Raw genomic sequence first — 15788 nt, 5'->3', positions numbered from 1 at the left:
CATCCCCGGGTTCAGGCGGTCAGGGTCTCCAGGACGGATTCCCCGCGGGAGAGCGCCCACGCCTCGGCCGGCAGCGCCTCCCGCACCCGCGCGTGGTGCGCGCGGGCGCGCCGCAGCGCCTCGGGCGGGGCGACGTCGTCGCAGAGGGCGCCGTCCCGTACCAGCGGGATCACCAGGTCGCGGTCGCCCGTGCGCGGCTCGATGGGCGCGCTGCTCACCACTTCGGCGGTGGCCGTGCCGTCGGCCCCGTGCCGGCGGACGGCGTGCTTGCGCCCACCCACGGAGTTCTTGCCCTCCGACCGCTTGGCCACGGGGACGCCGTCGCGCTCGACGAGCTTGTAGACCATCCCGGCCGTCGGCGCCCCCGAGCCGGTGACCAGCGAGGTGCCCACCCCGTAGCCGTCGACCGGCGCGGCCAGGAGCCCCGCGATGGCGTACTCGTCCAGGTCGCTGGTGACGATCACGCGGGTGCCGGTGGCGCCCAGTTCGTCGAGGAGCTCCCGGGCGCGGCTGGCCAGGGTCGGCAGGTCGCCGGAGTCCAGCCGGATCGCGCCCAGCCCGGGCCCGGCCACCTCGATCGCCGTCCGGATGCCCTGCTCGACGTCGTAGGTGTCGACGAGCAGGGTGGTGCCCGTCCCGAGGGTCTCGACCTGGGCGCGGAAGGCGGCGCGCTCGTCGTCGTGCAGCAGGGTGAAGGCGTGCGCGCTGGTGCCGGTGGTCGGGACGCCGTAGCGCCGGCCGGCCTCCAGGTTGGAGCTCGCCGCGAACCCCACCAGGTGTGCCGCGCGGGCGGCGGCCACCGCCGCCTGCTCGTGGGTGCGCCGCGAACCCATCTCGATGCAGGGCCGCTCGCAGGCGGCGGCCACCATGCGGGCCGCCGCCGCGGCGATCGCCGAGTCGTGGTTGAGGATCGACAGGGCCAGCGTCTCCAGGAGCACGCCCTCGCCGAAGGGGGCGCGCACCGTGAGCACGGGTGACCCGGGGAAGAACAGCTCGCCCTCGGCGTAGCCGTCGACGTCGCCACCGAACCGGAAGTCGGCCAGCCAGTCCAGCAGCCGCCGGTCGGTCAACCCCTGGTCGCGCAGGGTGGCGAGCTCCTCGTCGCCGAACCGGAAGTGCGGCAGCGCCTCGAGCAACCGGCCGGTGCCCGCGAACACCCCGTAGCGGCGGCCGTGCGGCAGGCGGCGGGCGAACACCTCGAAGACGCAGTCCCGCCCGGCCGTGCCGTCGGCCAGCGCGGCGGCGAGCATCGTCAGCTCGTAGCGATCGGTGAGCAGCGCGGGAGCCGTCGGCATGGCTCCGGAGCGTAGGCGGACCCCGATCACCGGGCCGGACGACGTCCTAAGCTGGGGACCGTGGCCGGACCGCTCGCCCCGACCCGGGCCCCCGAGACGACCGTCGAGGAGCACGGAGACCTCGACCGGCCGTGGGTGACCGTCGTCTGGAACGACCCGGTCAACCTCATGACCTACGTGACCTTCGTGCTGCAGGAGCTCTTCGGCTACGACGAGCCGACGGCGACCACGCTGATGCTGCAGGTGCACCACGAGGGGAAGGCGATCGTCAGCTCCGGCCCGCGCGAGCGGATGGAGCACGACACCAGCCGGCTGCACGCCTACGGGTTGTGGGCCAGCTACCAGAGGGACTCATGAGCGAGCTCGCGAGCTCACGGTGACGGAGCGCCCAGGGTTCACGCGTCCGACGAGCGCAGCGAGGAGGTTTGCGTGAAGCCGTTCCGTGCCCGCGGCGGGCAGCTCGTCGCCCGGCTGGACAGGGCGGAGGCCGGCGTCGTCGGGTTGCTGCTCGACCAGCTGGAGCAGCTGCTGGCCGCCGACCGCGCCGACAGCAGCGGGGACCCGGTGATCGACCGGCTGTTCCCCGCCGGCCACCGCAGCGACCCGGCGCTGGCCGAGGACTACCGCGGCCTCACCGAGCAGGCCCTGCGCGGCGGGAAGGCCGACGACCTGGCCACCGTGCGCGCCACGCTGCCGGCCGACGGGGGAGACGTGCGGCTGGACGAGGACCAGGCCGGTGCCTGGCTGCGCACCAGCAACGACCTCCGGCTGGCGCTCGGCACGCGGCTGGACATCGGCGAGGACACCGAGCCGCCGGAGGAGATCGTGGACGAGGGCGACCACCAGCTCGCGGTCTACTACTGGCTCACCGCGCTGCAGGGGTCGCTCGTGGACGCGCTCGTCGCGGGTCGCGCCGGCCGAAGGTGAGCAGCACCAGGGCGGCGAGCAGCAGGTCGAGGACGAAGAGCACGTACACCATGCCGTGCAGCTCCACCTCGACCAGCGTCGCGCCGACCGTGGAGACGAGCACCAGGGCCGAGGCGGCGAGCACCAGCAGGAGGAGGACGGCGCGCACGACCACGATCACCACCACGGGGCCGCGGTCGCCCGGGTGGAGGGCGCTGTAGCCGCGGTGCCGGAACAGCCCTCGCGCGCCCATCACGAGCGCCGGCAGGGCCAGCAGCACGACGCCGGCGGTCAGGAGCAGCGGGACCCACACGACGCCGACCGTATCGGTCCCCGCTCGTTCCCCGACCGGCCACCCGGCAGGCACCCGTCGGTCACCCGGCAGTGGGCTTCCGGGGGCGACCGGGGAGCGGCCCGGCGGGCACGCCTAGACTGGTCGGCGTGCTGCGCATCGACCGCGCGACCTACGACGCCATCGTGGCCCACGCCCGGAAGGACCACCCGGACGAGGCCTGCGGCGTCGTGGCCGGACCGGAGGGGACCGAGCGCCCCGAGCGCTTCGTGCCCATGCTGAACGCGGCGCGGTCGCCGACGTTCTACGAGTTCGACAGCGCCGACCTGCTGGCGCTGTACCGCGACCTGGACGACCGCGACGAGTGGCCGGTCGTCGTCTACCACTCGCACACCGCCACCGAGGCCTACCCGTCGCGCACCGACATCGGCTACGCGTCGGGGCCGGCCGCCGACCCGCGCACGCACTACGTGCTGGTCTCCACCCGGCACCACGGTCCCGAGACGGGGCTGGCCGGTGACGACGTCGAGTTCCGCAGCTACCGCATCGTCGACGGGGAGGTGTCGGAGGAGGAGGTCGAGATCGTGGAGTCCTACCTCTTCGGGCACTCGCCGACGACCGTCGTCTACGACTGAGGAAACGCCCCGTCCCCCCACGCCTCGCACGTCCGGCGCGGGGCCCTGGACGGGGCCGTCCGCTGCACGGAATCCCGCGCGGTGGACGGGCGTTGAGCCCGATCAGACGCACCACCGCTGCCTGCGCAGCGCCCTGATACCCACGTACCGAGGAGAAGCACGCCATGGCCATCGAGGTCCGGATCCCGACCATCCTGCGCACCCACACCGGCGGCAGCAAGACCGTCGAGGGCAGCGGGGACACCCTGGCCGCGCTCATCGACGACCTCGACAGCAAGCACTCGGGCCTGAAGGACCGCCTCGTCACCGACGAGGGCAAGCTGCACCGCTTCGTCAACGTCTACGTCAACGACGAGGACGTGCGCTTCACCGGCGCCCTCGACACCCAGGTGAAGGACGGCGACTCGGTCACGATCCTCCCGGCGGTCGCGGGCGGCTGCTGAGCGGCCCTCCGCTCCCGCCCTCGTCCCCGTCCCGGAAGAGCTCACCCGATGGCCCGCTTCGCCTCCCTCGTCGACTCCCTCGGCGGCACCCCGCTCGTGGGGCTGCCCAACCTCTCGCCGACCGCCGACGTGCGGCTGTGGGCCAAGCTCGAGGACCACAACCCCACCGGCTCCATCAAGGACCGCGCCGCGATCAAGATGATCGAGGCGGCCGAGAAGGAGGGGCTGCTGCGACCGGGCTCGACCATCCTCGAGCCGACCAGCGGCAACACCGGCATCTCGCTGGCCATGGTGGCCCGGCAGCGCGGCTACCAGCTGATCTGCGTCATGCCGGAGAACACCTCGGTGGAGCGCCGGCAGCTGCTGGAGATGTACGGGGCGCAGATCATCTCCTCGCCGGCCGCCGGCGGCTCCAACCAGGCCGTCGCCGTGGCCAAGGAACTGGCCGGGCAGCACGACGACTGGGTGATGCTCTACCAGTACGGCAACCCGGCGAACGCCGCGGCGCACTACGAGGGGACGGCGCCGGAGATCCTCGCCGACCTGCCGTCGATCACCCACTTCGTCGCCGGCCTGGGGACGACGGGCACGCTGATGGGCTGCTCCCGCTACTTCCGCGAGCACAAGCCGGGGGTGCAGGTGATCGCCGCGGAGCCGCGCTACGGCGAGCTCGTCTACGGCCTGCGCAACATCGACGAGGGCTTCATCCCCGAGCTCTACGACGCCGAGCTGCTGGACTCCCGGTTCTCCGTGGGGCCGGACGACGCCGTCCACCGCACCCGCCAGCTGGTGGAGCGCGAGGGCATCTTCGCCGGCATCTCCACGGGCGCGATCCTGCACGCGGCCCTGGGCATCGCCGACAAGGAGGTCGCGGCCGGGCGCCGGGCCGACATCGTCTTCGTCGTCTGCGACGGCGGCTGGAAGTACCTCTCCACCGGCGCATACGCGGGCACGCTCGAGGAGGCGACCTCCGCGCTGGAGGGCCAGCTCTGGGCCTAGCTCGGACGTGTCGGGGGTCCCGGCTAGCCTGACCGGCGACATGGGGACGCAGCCAGGAGCCGACGCACCGATCGGCATCTTCGACTCGGGCGTCGGTGGGCTCACCGTCGCCCGCGCCGTGCTGGACCAGCTGCCCGGCGAGGCGGTCCGCTACATCGGCGACACCGCGAACGGCCCCTACGGCCCGCTGCCCATCGCCGAGGTGCGCCGGCACTCCCTGGCGGTCATGGACGAGCTGGTCGGCAGCGGCGTCAAGATGCTCGTCGTCGCGTGCAACTCCGCGAGCGCCGCCTCGCTGCGCGACGCGCGGGAGCGCTACGACGTCCCGGTGGTCGAGGTGGTGCTGCCCGCGGTCCGCCGGGCGATCGCCGCCACCCGCAACGGGCGGATCGGCGTCATCGGCACCCAGGCCACCGTCACCAGCGGCGCCTACGACGACGCGTTCGCCGCGGCCCCGCAGGTGTCGGTGACCTCCGCCGCCTGCCCCAGCTTCGTCGACTTCGTCGAACGCGGGATCACCAGCGGCCGGCAGCTGCTGGGCCTGGCGCAGTCCTACCTCGACCCGCTCATGGCGGCCGGCGTCGACACCGTCGTCCTGGGCTGCACGCACTACCCGCTGCTCACCGGGGTGCTGTCGGTGGTGCTCGGTGACGGCGTCACGCTGGTCTCGAGCGCCGAGGAGACCGCCAAGGACGTCTACCGGGTGCTCACCCGCACCGACCTGCTGCGCGACCCCGCCGCGACGTCCCCGCGGCATGCCTTCCTCGCCACCGGCGACCCGGAGCCGTTCGCCCGGCTCGGCCGCCGTTTCCTGGGGCCGGAGGTCGGTGCGGTGCTCGCGGCCGGACGGGCGGGTGCCGCGTGAAGCTGACCGTCGTGGGGTGCTGCGGCAGCGGCCCCGGCCCCGACTCGCCCGCGTCCTGCTACCTCGTGGAGCACGACGGGTTCCGGCTCGTCCTCGACCTGGGCAACGGTGCCTTCGGCGCGCTGCAGCGGGTCGTCGATCCCGGGTCCGTGGATGCGGTCTTCCTCTCGCACCTGCACGCCGACCACTGCCTCGACGTCGCCCCGTTCGTCGTCTGGCACCGCTACTCCGGGCGCACTCGCGGGCCGCTGGTGCCGCTGTACGCGCCGGTGGGGGCCGAGCGGCGGCTCGCGTTGGCCTACGACGTGGACGGCGACGGTTTGACCGACGTCTTCGACTTCGTCCCCGTCGGTCCCGGCGCGTTGCGCATCGGGCCCTTCGACGTCGAGCTGGCCCGCACGGCCCACCCGGTCGAGACCTACGCCGTCCGGCTCACCGCGGGCGGCCGGTCGCTGGTCTACACCGGCGACACCGGCCCCTGCGACCGGGTGGTCGAGCTGGCGCGCGGCGCCGACGTGCTGCTCGCCGAGGCAGCGCACCCGGACAACGCACCGGAGCAGCCCCCGGGCCTGCACCTCACCGGGCGGCAGGCCGCGCAGCACGCCGCGGCCGCCGGCGTCGGCCGGCTGCTGCTCACCCACATCCCCGCCTGGGTCGACCACATCGGCCAGCTGTTCGCCGCCAGCTCGGTGTTCAGCGAGACCGAGCTGGTCAGCCCCGGCGCGGTGTACGAACTCTGAGCCGGGGGCCGCTTGCCGGGGGCCAGGGGAGACGGCACGGTGAGCGGCGTGGACGAGGAACGCGACGGGGTGCCGCTGAGCAGCCTCGACTCGCCGCTCGGTGACGGGCTGGAGGTCACCAAGCGGGCCCTGGTCGACCACCTCGACGCAGTCGCCGACCGGATGGTGCCGCTGCTGGCCGGCCGGCCGCTCTCGGTCGTGCGGGTGCGCCCGGGCCAGGCGCCGTTCATCGTCCGTTTTGGAGCGACCCCCTGCTTGTGTCAGCCAAGGCTGTGTCAGGTTCAGCCCGACTCGAACGCGACTTCGCCTCCGCGTCCCGGCGCAGGCAAGCGGACTGGTTTGTGCGTTCACGTCGGCGGCTTGTGTCAGCCCGTCCCTCGCCACCGCCCACCCGGTCGCCCGGCCCGCAGAGTTGAAGACCATCGCCCCCGGATGAGTCAGTTGGCGCCGCGTCTGATCAGGCAGAAGCGAGCGTGGCAGGCAGACTGCTACGCGTGAGTACCGATCCACGGCAGCGCGGCATCGGCGCAACGTGGTTCATGCCCGCGAACAGCACCGAGCCACTGCTGATTGATCTTCCCGGTGCGAACCTCGATTTCGCAGTCGTCAATCGGGAGTGCCTGTCCGGGCTGGACGAGTCATGGAATGTTCCAGGGACCTACGTACTCATGGACCCCGTCGATGCCGAGGGGTGCGCCGGGGTCTACGTCGGCAAGGCTCCAGGTGGACTGATCACTCGGGTTCGGCAGCACGTCCGTGTTCGGGAGGACTGGCGACGAGCGCTGCTCATCCGCAGGCCATACCAAGGTTTCAACAGCGCGGAGGTCGGCTGGCTGGAAGGACGTCTCTATGACGTCCTCAACTCGGCAGGCCGCATCTCTCTCGGAAACGGCAACCGACCGAGTGACGAGACCCTCCCGCAGTGGCAACGCCAACAACTGGAAGCCATCGTCGGTCCTGTCCTCGGCGTGCTCAGGGTGTTGGGGCTTGACCCCGATACCCCGGATCAGCAGGGCGCCTCGTTCATCTCGCAACCCGTCGAGAAGGCGCGTTACGACGGCAGCGTCACCGACCTCATGCAGGCTGGCTTGATCAAGAGCGGAAGCGTGCTGCACCCCACTACTCCGTCGTACGAAGCCAGCGCCGTGGTCGAAGCCGACGGGACACTGGTTGTGCGTGGTGACCGGCATAACACGCTGTCCTCCGCCGGAAGAGCAGTTACAGGTCACAGCGTCAACGGGTGGGAGTTCTGGGGACTTCTCTCGGGGAGTGGCGAACTCCTATCCATGACTGCCCTACGGAAGAGCCTTGAGCGTCCGGCGTCCCCGCCTCAAGCCGTTCCCCCTCCATCGGACGCCACCCGTGACAGCGGTGCTTCACCCGTCAAGCCTCCCGAGGGCCCTCCTCCCGTTCGCGGCACGGTGGATGTGTTCGCCCTACTGCAAGCGTCCCTGCTGTCGGTGGGGGACGTCCTGAACGCGCGCTACAAGGGAGTGGAGTACCGCGCAACCGTGCGGGGGAACGGCTATCTCTCTCTCCAGGGGAAGGACTACCCCAGTCCCACGGCTGCCGCAGTTGCCATCACCGGAAGCAACGTCAACGGGTGGCGCTTCTGGAGGGTGGCCACGGGGGAGACGCTTGGCTCTCTTCGCGGACGACTCCCCAAGCCTTAGCAGCGCGCTGCTGGCGCGCGACTGACTCGCCATCCCACAGTTCTCACGGCTACGCCTCGACATTCGGTGACGAAGCAATCTCCCAGCGATGCGTTGCGCGCGTGTGGTCTATCCCGACTCCCCTCCACCCGCGAACTACCGAAGGTGTCCGCCATTTTCGCGGGGTGAATCGCAGCCCTCACTGGCTGCTGCACTGTCCCGAATGAGATGATCTTGCAGTCCCCGAGAGGGAACGAGGATGTCGCATGTCGCGCAGTGCCAGGATCTCTCGATCGTCGTGCTATCTGCGGGGTCAGTGGATGGTTCCTCACTCATTTGAACTTCCTTACGGTTAGCGGCACCGACGCACATGAAATGATCGCCGAGGAATGTCCGAAAGAGGGACTGGGAGGCTAGAGGTTCAGGCGTCGCAGGGTGCGTTCGTCCTCCAGGGCTTGAATGCGACGCTTCTGCGCCTCTACGATGTCGGTCAGCCGGGCGATGGTGATCAGCAACTCATTGATGGCGGCCATTGGATTTCGCTTTACCGGGTCGCCTTCGTCCGGATCCTCCCGTGGCTCGATGACGCCAGAAGCGCGCATGAAGACGGCGTGGGCGAGGTCAAGCGCCTCCCCTGCCTCAGGGTGATCGCGCAGTACCCGGTGATAGGTGCTGCGGCTAAGCCCGCTCGCGGCAACGATGTCGCCCTGGTGGGGCTCGCTTGTAGCCGTGCTGTACACGGCTTTGATCGCGGCGAGGACAGCGGCCACGTTCTCGGGCAGAGCCAACGCTAGCCATCCACCGTTCGTAGTTGGGCTTCCAGTCGCTGCTGGGAGCGTTCCAGCACCGCCTTCTGGGCGGGGGGGATGCGTGGCATGCCCAGCCACGCGGTGACCTCGCCGTGGCGGTGCCTCCACAGAGGCTGCTGTGCCTGTTCGATCAGGACGTTTCGGCAGGTCTCGGGGTGGCAGAGCCCTTGCATGGGATCGACGCCGTCGGTGCACTCCATCTGCGGGACGTAGCGCAGGCAGTGGTTGATGGACCCTGGGTGCAGGATGGCTGCGGTCGACTTGATCGCCGCAGCCAGTTCTGGGGTCTGCATCACCTGCGTCCGGAACTGCTCGGCTTGGGGGTCGTCAGCCTCTGGGTCGTACTCCCCGAGGGGTAGTCCATCCAACAGGGACCGGACGGTGCGTGTCAGTTCGCGGCCTGCGTGCCCGGCTAGCGAACCTTCTCCGGCCCACTCCTTCTGGTAGATGTCGAGTGTCTTGGCGATGCGATCATTTGCCTCCCGATTGGCGATGGTGTTCAGCAGGTCACCCCAAGCGTTCGTGGCGCCATTGGCGGCGTACGAATGGGTCAAGGCAACCAAGGCGTGCTTAGACTGACGCTGGAACGCAATGTCACCGAGGCCAACAAAGTTGCTGATCGACGCGAGCGTAAATCGAAACCGTCGGGGGTTGATCAGGGGCAGCGAGTCGTCCTTCCCACGTTCCGTGGACCATCCAGCGGGGATGGGGAGGAACCCAAGAAGCGACTCGTCGGTGTTCAAGCGCCAGACGAAGTGCTGTATGGACTCCCAGTTCGCGGCGGCGGCGATTCGATGACTGACGTCCCTGGAGTGGCCGCCTTCGCGAGAGTAGGCATCGCCTCGCTTGATGGCTGCGGCTTGACTGAACCCAGGGGCCCTGCGGAAGAGGTATTCATCTTTCGGATCGGCGAGTTCCTCTAGAATCTCACATGCGCGGATTACGGGCGGAGTCGCCCACCACTTCATGGGTTCGCCATTGGCGTTCTTCACCAGCGGGCTGGTGATGGCGTCGGCGCCGTGCCAGGTGGTTCGCCAGTCGGTGCGGGAGATTCCAGCCAGTTCACTGTCCCGCATTGCCGTAAAGGCCATGCAGATGATCTTGCAGGCTTCCTGAAGTGTTTGCGCCTCAACCCCTATGGACTGGGCGCAGAAAGGGAGACGCCACCGGCCGCTCGACCCGTCGGCGCGCGTAACTGCCGAGATCGGCACTGGCAGGCCGCCTCGCACTAGCGGTACACCGGCGCGAACGCGGTCCTGCACCCATGCGGCGTCCGAGCCATCACGCTTTTCCGGCAGCCGCGCCACCAACCGCAGGGTTGGTAGGCATGGTTCGCCGACGGATGCGTTGCTCTTGGACCGCCGGGCCACCGTCGCAGTCGGGATTCCTTCGATTTCATCGATGGCGGCTTGTAGGCGCGACTGCCGCCACGTCGTGACATGGGGGTGCGTCAGACGGACGGGGTGAGACGAAGGCAGTCGTCCGGACGGCAGCGGATCCGGCGTCCAAGTCGATAGCCATTGGACGCCGTGGAGGATGTCTGGCGCGCCGTCGACGTACGCCAGCGCGTCTCCAACGACGGCGCGGAAGGTCTCGGGGTCAAGGCCCTGGGTGGCCAACTCGCGGTTCGTCGTGGTGTCTCCCGCCCACTCGGCTACGCCGATGTCGTGGGTGGGATCGAACCGGAGTCCACCAAGTGTGAGCACGTCCCGCGCCTGGTGAAGCAGGCTCACCATCGTGCCGTACATCGCCCAGGGAGATCGCTCCTGGATTAACTCCCGGAGTCGCTCCGTCCCCTCGTGTCCCCAGTCGACCGGCAGGCCCAGGCCCAGTTCGCCGGAGAGGCGCTCCAACGTTCCGAGAACGTGTTGCCAACTGCTGATGGTTGAGGGCCGGAAGGTGGGTCGAATGGCCTTGTGCCAAACGATGCGGTGTCGAAACCTTCTTGAGTTGGCTCGTACGTAAAGGAGTTCTCGGGTGATCAAACTCCATTCGGGACTCATGTCAGAGAAGTCGATCAACCACGACGTTCGACTCCCGGTTGGGTCAGCGCCGATGACCTCCCAGAGTTGCTGACCGAAGCGAGGCCGTGGATGAGCGCTGTGCCAGGCCCCGGAGAACACCAGTTGGTCATCGCTCACCAGCACACTGCGCAGGGCGGGGCCGGACACGCCGATGAGGGATTCTTGGGTGTCGACCATGTCGGCATCTGTCAGGCCGGTCATGCCACCAATCCCAGATCGAACAAGTCGCTAGCGGCGACGGGGATGTCTTCCCAATCAGGGTCCATGAGGGGCAGGACGTGCTGGATCCAGCGGACGGTTCTACCCCAGTGCATCTGCCATTCCGGGGGGGACATGGTGACGACGGCGTTCTCGGCGAGGAGGAGATAAGCCCGCAGGACGGGGATGTCCTCCGGGGTCACGACACTGTTTCGGCAGAAGAAGCAGGCGCGGTTAGCGGACCCGCAAAGCGATCCCTTTCGCTCCCCCTCCAGGGGAGAGTTGTAGGGGTCGCGGCACCCGCTGATACCGACGCGGTTGTCGCCTACGGCGCGGTTCGCCTCTTGGGCCGTGATCGGCTTGCCACTGACCACCTGTCCTCGCCTGTCTAGGACGGTCGGGCGCAGGCCACGCGCAACCTCCTCGGCGATGTCACTGATGTGCGACCACGCCTCGCCGATGTCGCGCATGGCGATCTCGCTGTTCAGGTAGTGAGCAGCAAGCACTTCAATGGTGTGGTCATCGGCAAGGTCGGCAAGGGGTAGACCCTTGCCGATCGCTTGGTACTTGGCCCACTTCGCCGCAGGGCGGATTGCTCGGAAGGTAAGCCGTACGCGAGCGTCCTTGCGCGTGTACTGCTCGGGGATGTCGATGTTCAGGCCGGGCTTTCGAACTTCCTGGCACCACTGGAGGAAGTTGAATCGGGGCTGTTCTGCAAAGGCGCTGTCCAACCACATCTCGCCCTCGGGATAGTCGAGAACTTGGTCGGTGTGTGCGCCTAACCGGTGGCGGACGTGCCTATCCCAGTTGCCTGCATGCGTCTCGGCGGTATAAACGGATTCGGCGCAGACCCATGCATAGTCACGCCATGCGCTTCCTGCGGCTTGTCGTGTGGGGGCGGATGCGTCTCTCAGACGGCGAAGTAGCGCTCCGGCCCGCCACTCCTTGTCGGCCAATAGAGTCATGAGGTCCTTGCGGCCACCGCGGTTCTTGCGCCATCGGATCGTTACGATCGCCCCACCGTCGCGCCACTCCTGCACCGATGTCGGCTGCTCAGGGTCGAAGGAGAGGGACTTGATCACGTCGGGCGAGAGCAACATCTCGAAGCACAACAGCACGTAAAAGGCGAGGACTTCGCGGCGCCGGATGAGAGTCGCTCTAGGAGGGCGGCCCTTGCCGTCCCACCGCGCGCCGTGTATTCGATACTCCGCCTGCTGCACGTCGTACATGGCTGCGCGCAATACTTGACGCAACATGGCACCCGGCAGCGCTTCAGTCGCTGTGGTTCGCCGCCCTGGCGTATTCGGTGGAGACAGCAGAAACGTGTGAACCTCTTCTGGGAGTTGGTCGTGGGAAGAGTCCTTCGGTGCGGCCTGAAGGTACCGCCAGAGCGGCGCGACTAAGTACGTGCTGGTGGCGGCAAAGTGCGACTCAGTGTGCTCCAGCAACGCGACCGTGACTTGGTCCCAGCGTTCGACTCCAGCATCGGCGAGCACCTCGGAGAAGAACTTGTGGAGCATGGCGCGATCGAGCGAAGCGCTCCTATAGCGACGATTCTTCCTGTGCTTCCTCATCCATCGCTTGGATAGATCCTCGGCTAGCCGATGGGCCACTCCAGCGAGCGAAGGATCGAGACTGAGACGCACCGGGTGTGGGCTGTTGGTCGCGTGGAGCATGAGCGAAAAGTTCTCTGGCTCTTCAGCATGATGCTGCGGCCGTGGTGCACCGGAAAATGTTCGGTGCTGGCCGGGGCGGCGTGCTCCCATCACGCGGGGATGTCGTTGAGGTAGGACTCGGTCCAGGAGTCGCCGGGCATGTGAACCGCTGGCTGCCGCTCAGTCAGGTACTTGAGGTAGCGCAGCGTCGTGTCGAGGCTCGCGTGGCCGAGCAACTTCTGAAGGTCCAGCAGGGGATTGAAAAAGCGCTTTCGCAATCGAGCGAAGTCTCCGTTCGCGTATGCCTCGGCGAACTCTCGGTCCTCCTTAGCCATCTCGGTAAGCCGTTCATCGAGGAATCGCGTAGCGAAGGTGTGCCTGAGCATGTGGGGAGTGACGCGCCCTGGAGCCGAGGCCAGCGGGTCGGTCGCCCGAACCGCTGCCTTGACCCTCGCGTTCGCCTCACGGAAGGTGAGCCCCCACGCTGCTGGAGTCAGCATCGCGGTACGCGTTCCGGGGAACACCGCGAGCGGGACGATGAACTCCTTGGCAGTGACATGGGTGAAACCTCGGGCGCCCATGCCCGTCTCGCTGCCCATGCGGGCAGCGACTTCGGGTGTGCAGACCAGGCGCCGTCGTTGCTCGCGGCTCAACTTCCCCAGTGCCCGCGTTCGGCGCGGTCCTTCCAACACGAGACGAGGCGTGCCGAATCGATCATCGACGTCGGTGACTACGAGCAGATCCCCCTGCTTGCGAAGCCGACGCAAGGTCGGCTGCAACTGCTCGACCGTGGTCGTCCACTCGGTGTCCTGATAGATCGCGAGACGCCTAACCCAGGACCGCTGTTCCCGCCACGGGCGGCTGACGCTGCCCTTACAAATCTTGGCCGAGAGCGAGCCGCTGTTCCAGGCGTAGCCCTCCCGACGGCGAGGCAAGTCGAGCAACGTGAGGTAGCCAGCCTCGGCGCGCCGCATGCCATGGGTGAGCAGGCAGTCGGCGTAGAGAGCATTGCGGACCGGCGAGCGCAACGCGTAGGAGGCCACGGTGAGACGCCCGGTCCGCAAGTCGCGTGCCTGTAGGCCAGTCAAGCGAAAACGCACGTAGTCATCGGGCTCCACGAAACGGGGCATGCTCACGCGGTCGCCACTCAGACGGAGGTCGCGCCAGTCCTCGTCGGTTATCGGCCGCAGCACGATGCCGGGACCGGATCGGATTCTGTTGTAGAGGCCCTTCAAGGGGGCCAGGCTGGCATTCCAGGTCTCGGCCCCTAAGTCACCCTCATCGATGCGGTGCTGGCGGTACGCCTCCAGGCTGTCGAACGTCATGTGCGCCGGGTCCCGCTGCATCTCGGTGCAGTATTCGGCGTACACACGAATGACGCTTGCGTACTGGTCCACCGTTCCCGCAGCCTTCTTGGCTTTCGCCAATCGCGCGAGGTATGCGTTCCCCTCCTCCCATGGCATGCCGCCCGGACCGAGAATCACGTGTGATTGTCCAGACCTGACTGGTCGGCCATTGCTCTCCGTGGGGCGGGAGTTCAGTGCGGCGGCGACACGGTCGCGCAGTCCGTCGAGAGTCGGGACAACTGCCAAGGCAGGCTCCTGGTCGGCTCGAAGGCGCATAACCCGCGGCCGGACGATCGCGGTGCCGGAGTACCAATCCGGTGCGCTCGCCGTCACCGGCGCTCGCTCAACAGGTGGTAGTCGGTTCCTGCATGTGTTGCGGTGACGCCAGACGTCAAGGGTCGGCATCTGAGGCCGGAGGCGAAGTGAGCGCGCTGCACGCCTTCTTGCCTACCCCAAGGGCCGCCATTCTGCAAGAGTGCAAGAATGGCGCAGACATTGTGTCAAGAATGGCCAGCATGGGGACTTTGGCGAACCTGCCGAAAAAGCGTTGCCCGGCAAGGTGAATGTGTGCTGGTGTCTGTCGAACCGTGTCGCTCGGGGGCGCACGGTTGCCCGCCGTCACTCCAGAGCCACCGTGACGGTCCGACGAGACGCGGGGCGTCGGCCAGAGAGGAGGGTCCCTGGGGAGTGGCTCTCCGGCAGGGCCGATGCGCGCTGGGGAAGGGGTGCTCCGGAGCGATCGCGGCTCCGGCAGCCCCGCTCCGGCCCCCGGCCATAGAGGCCGGAGTGGGGTGCTGGACTGTCCTACTCCTCTCGACTGCTGTCCGGCCTGTCGGAGTCCCTCGGCCGGGAAGGTCCCAACCTCCCAGGGTGACTCTGGGGGGCAGGAAGCGCTGTACCAGGATCTTGCTCGGCGGCCGCACTGGGTGCCGCCACCACGGTGAGGGTGACCTCCAGGTGCTGCTCTTGATCGGTGGCCGCCTCCGTGGGGTCCGTGACTCCAGCGTGCGGCAGTGGCCTTAGCGCATGCGACAGAGAGTCGACGACTCCCCTTGGGCTCAGGGGCCTGCGGATGGTCATCGTCTTCACGGCGGCAAGGGGAACGAAGGACGCCGAACCGTCGTCGCGCATGACTTGGAAGCCGGGTTCCCAGGCGCCGTCGTGCCGCCACCAAACCGCGCCGTCTGCTCGGCCCTCAACATGCCCGCCGTTCTGGGCGGTGACTGCGATTCGATCGCGGTCGCCGAGCCAGGACAGGCCGCAGAGGTCTCCTGCCGGTGCTTCCCAGCACCGGCATGGGTCGGTCGCGTCACTCATTGGACCTCCTGGCTACAGGCTGCGAGGCGCCCTTGACCGGTGCGGACCAGCGAGACGCCTATGGCAAACCCAGCATAAATGCTGTGGTAAGTCCGCGGGACGACACGGACGGTTACTCTCCGTGCCGGACCATAAATCTTCTCGACACGTCGCTCTCTCGGATGGGCGCCGCCAGGCGCTGGGCGCCAAGGTAAGAGGGGCCCGGCAACACGCCCAGATGACCCAGGAGTTGCTGGCACAAGGGTCTGGCGTCGGAGCGGAGCACATCCAACGCATCGAGCGAGGAGTCGCGAACCCGACTCTGGCGACTCTGTTTGCCATCGCCGACGCGCTGAGGGTCACCGCCCGAGACTTGCTGCCCGACTGATGCTCCTCGTGCGGTCCTCCGCCACCTCGCACGCTGACGCGGTTCGACCGGCGGGTCCTGCTCGGGCCGGGACCCGTCATGCTGCTCGCGGCCTGTGAGTCGAGGTCAACGGCGGAGGCCTTCGAGCCGCGCTGCGCCGCGCCGCGCCGCGCACCTTGCCCCGACTAGGGCCCGCGGGTCGATCCAAGCCATCAGTTGTCGCGCCTTGGCGCCGAAGCAACTCATGTTGTGATGGACGAGCGGCG

General features: G+C 68.3%; 15 protein-coding genes. 9 read left to right on the top strand and 6 right to left on the bottom strand.

The window, feature by feature from the left end:
- Positions 1 to 11: 11 nt before the first annotated feature.
- The gene (locus QOZ88_RS06400) at positions 12 to 1295 is read right to left on the bottom strand and encodes a nicotinate phosphoribosyltransferase (RefSeq protein WP_305998957.1); all 1284 of its coding nucleotides are present in this window, start codon (positions 1293 to 1295) and stop codon (positions 12 to 14) included.
- 60 nt (positions 1296 to 1355) lie between these two features.
- Between QOZ88_RS06400 and clpS the strand changes: the two genes are divergently transcribed.
- Entirely contained in the window at positions 1356 to 1652 is a 297-nt protein-coding gene (gene clpS, locus QOZ88_RS06395; protein ID WP_305998956.1) for an ATP-dependent Clp protease adapter ClpS, read from the top strand.
- A gap of 72 nt (positions 1653 to 1724) precedes the next feature.
- Positions 1725 to 2222: a DUF2017 family protein gene (locus QOZ88_RS06390; protein ID WP_305998955.1), complete on the top strand. Its 498-nt coding sequence runs from the start codon at positions 1725 to 1727 to the stop codon at positions 2220 to 2222.
- Here QOZ88_RS06390 and QOZ88_RS06385 read toward each other — a convergent pair.
- Positions 2161 to 2514 (bottom strand): hypothetical protein, encoded by a 354-nt coding sequence (locus QOZ88_RS06385; protein ID WP_305998954.1) that lies wholly within the window; start codon positions 2512 to 2514, stop codon positions 2161 to 2163. The genes QOZ88_RS06390 and QOZ88_RS06385 overlap by 62 nt on opposite strands.
- Before the next feature lie 128 nt (positions 2515 to 2642).
- On the opposite strand from QOZ88_RS06385, the gene QOZ88_RS06380 reads away from it, so the two are divergent.
- From QOZ88_RS06380 to QOZ88_RS06355, 6 genes are all read left to right on the top strand, one after another.
- Positions 2643 to 3128, top strand: coding sequence for a M67 family metallopeptidase (locus QOZ88_RS06380; RefSeq protein ID WP_305998953.1), 486 nt, complete (start codon positions 2643 to 2645; stop codon positions 3126 to 3128).
- A 164-nt stretch (positions 3129 to 3292) separates the two neighbouring features.
- Positions 3293 to 3571, top strand: a complete 279-nt coding sequence (locus tag QOZ88_RS06375) for a MoaD/ThiS family protein (RefSeq protein WP_091931649.1) — start codon at positions 3293 to 3295, stop codon at positions 3569 to 3571.
- Between the two features lie 48 nt (positions 3572 to 3619).
- On the top strand, positions 3620 to 4570 hold the full coding sequence (locus tag QOZ88_RS06370; protein WP_305998952.1) for a PLP-dependent cysteine synthase family protein: 951 nt from the start codon (positions 3620 to 3622) through the stop codon (positions 4568 to 4570).
- 40 nt (positions 4571 to 4610) lie between these two features.
- Positions 4611 to 5435, top strand: coding sequence for a glutamate racemase (gene murI / locus QOZ88_RS06365; protein WP_305998951.1), 825 nt, complete (start codon positions 4611 to 4613; stop codon positions 5433 to 5435).
- Positions 5432 to 6175, top strand: coding sequence for an MBL fold metallo-hydrolase (locus QOZ88_RS06360; protein WP_305998950.1), 744 nt, complete (start codon positions 5432 to 5434; stop codon positions 6173 to 6175). Before murI ends, QOZ88_RS06360 begins: the two co-directional genes overlap by 4 nt.
- Before the next feature lie 494 nt (positions 6176 to 6669).
- Positions 6670 to 7848: a restriction system modified-DNA reader domain-containing protein gene (locus QOZ88_RS06355; protein WP_305998949.1), complete on the top strand. Its 1179-nt coding sequence runs from the start codon at positions 6670 to 6672 to the stop codon at positions 7846 to 7848.
- 392 nt (positions 7849 to 8240) lie between these two features.
- Here the strand turns inward: QOZ88_RS06355 and QOZ88_RS06350 are convergent, their stop codons facing one another.
- The 4 genes from QOZ88_RS06350 to QOZ88_RS06335 form a co-directional block, all read right to left on the bottom strand.
- The gene (locus tag QOZ88_RS06350) at positions 8241 to 8615 is read right to left on the bottom strand and encodes a hypothetical protein (protein WP_305998948.1); all 375 of its coding nucleotides are present in this window, start codon (positions 8613 to 8615) and stop codon (positions 8241 to 8243) included.
- 2 nt (positions 8616 to 8617) lie between these two features.
- Positions 8618 to 10861: a hypothetical protein gene (locus QOZ88_RS06345; protein ID WP_305998947.1), complete on the bottom strand. Its 2244-nt coding sequence runs from the start codon at positions 10859 to 10861 to the stop codon at positions 8618 to 8620.
- Complete coding sequence (locus QOZ88_RS06340) at positions 10858 to 12378, bottom strand: hypothetical protein (protein ID WP_305998946.1); 1521 nt, start codon at positions 12376 to 12378, stop codon at positions 10858 to 10860. The genes QOZ88_RS06345 and QOZ88_RS06340 overlap by 4 nt, the downstream gene beginning before the upstream one ends.
- A 245-nt stretch (positions 12379 to 12623) precedes the next feature.
- A complete protein-coding gene (locus QOZ88_RS06335) occupies positions 12624 to 13997 on the bottom strand; it encodes a hypothetical protein (protein WP_305998945.1) in 1374 nt (457 codons plus the stop codon).
- Positions 13998 to 14931: 934 nt separating this feature from the next.
- Between QOZ88_RS06335 and QOZ88_RS23150 the strand changes: the two genes are divergently transcribed.
- Positions 14932 to 15543, top strand: a complete 612-nt coding sequence (locus QOZ88_RS23150; protein WP_406568216.1) for a helix-turn-helix domain-containing protein — start codon at positions 14932 to 14934, stop codon at positions 15541 to 15543.
- Positions 15544 to 15788: the final 245 nt, after the last annotated feature.

The organism is Blastococcus carthaginiensis (genome assembly GCF_030731085.1).
GTDB lineage: Bacteria > Actinomycetota > Actinomycetes > Mycobacteriales > Geodermatophilaceae > Blastococcus > Blastococcus carthaginiensis.
This window is presented reverse-complemented; position numbering and strand designations above follow the sequence as displayed.

Coding starts and splice junctions, on each gene's coding strand:
- QOZ88_RS06400 (WP_305998957.1), bottom strand. CDS start 1,295: ATGCCGACGGCTCCCGCGCTGCTCACCGATCGCTACGAGCTGACGATG.
- QOZ88_RS06345 (WP_305998947.1), bottom strand. CDS start 10,861: ATGACCGGCCTGACAGATGCCGACATGGTCGACACCCAAGAATCCCTC.
- QOZ88_RS06340 (WP_305998946.1), bottom strand. CDS start 12,378: ATGCTCCACAAGTTCTTCTCCGAGGTGCTCGCCGATGCTGGAGTCGAA.
- murI (WP_305998951.1), top strand. CDS start 4,611: ATGGGGACGCAGCCAGGAGCCGACGCACCGATCGGCATCTTCGACTCG.
- QOZ88_RS06375 (WP_091931649.1), top strand. CDS start 3,293: ATGGCCATCGAGGTCCGGATCCCGACCATCCTGCGCACCCACACCGGC.
- QOZ88_RS23150 (WP_406568216.1), top strand. CDS start 14,932: ATGGTCATCGTCTTCACGGCGGCAAGGGGAACGAAGGACGCCGAACCG.
- QOZ88_RS06370 (WP_305998952.1), top strand. CDS start 3,620: ATGGCCCGCTTCGCCTCCCTCGTCGACTCCCTCGGCGGCACCCCGCTC.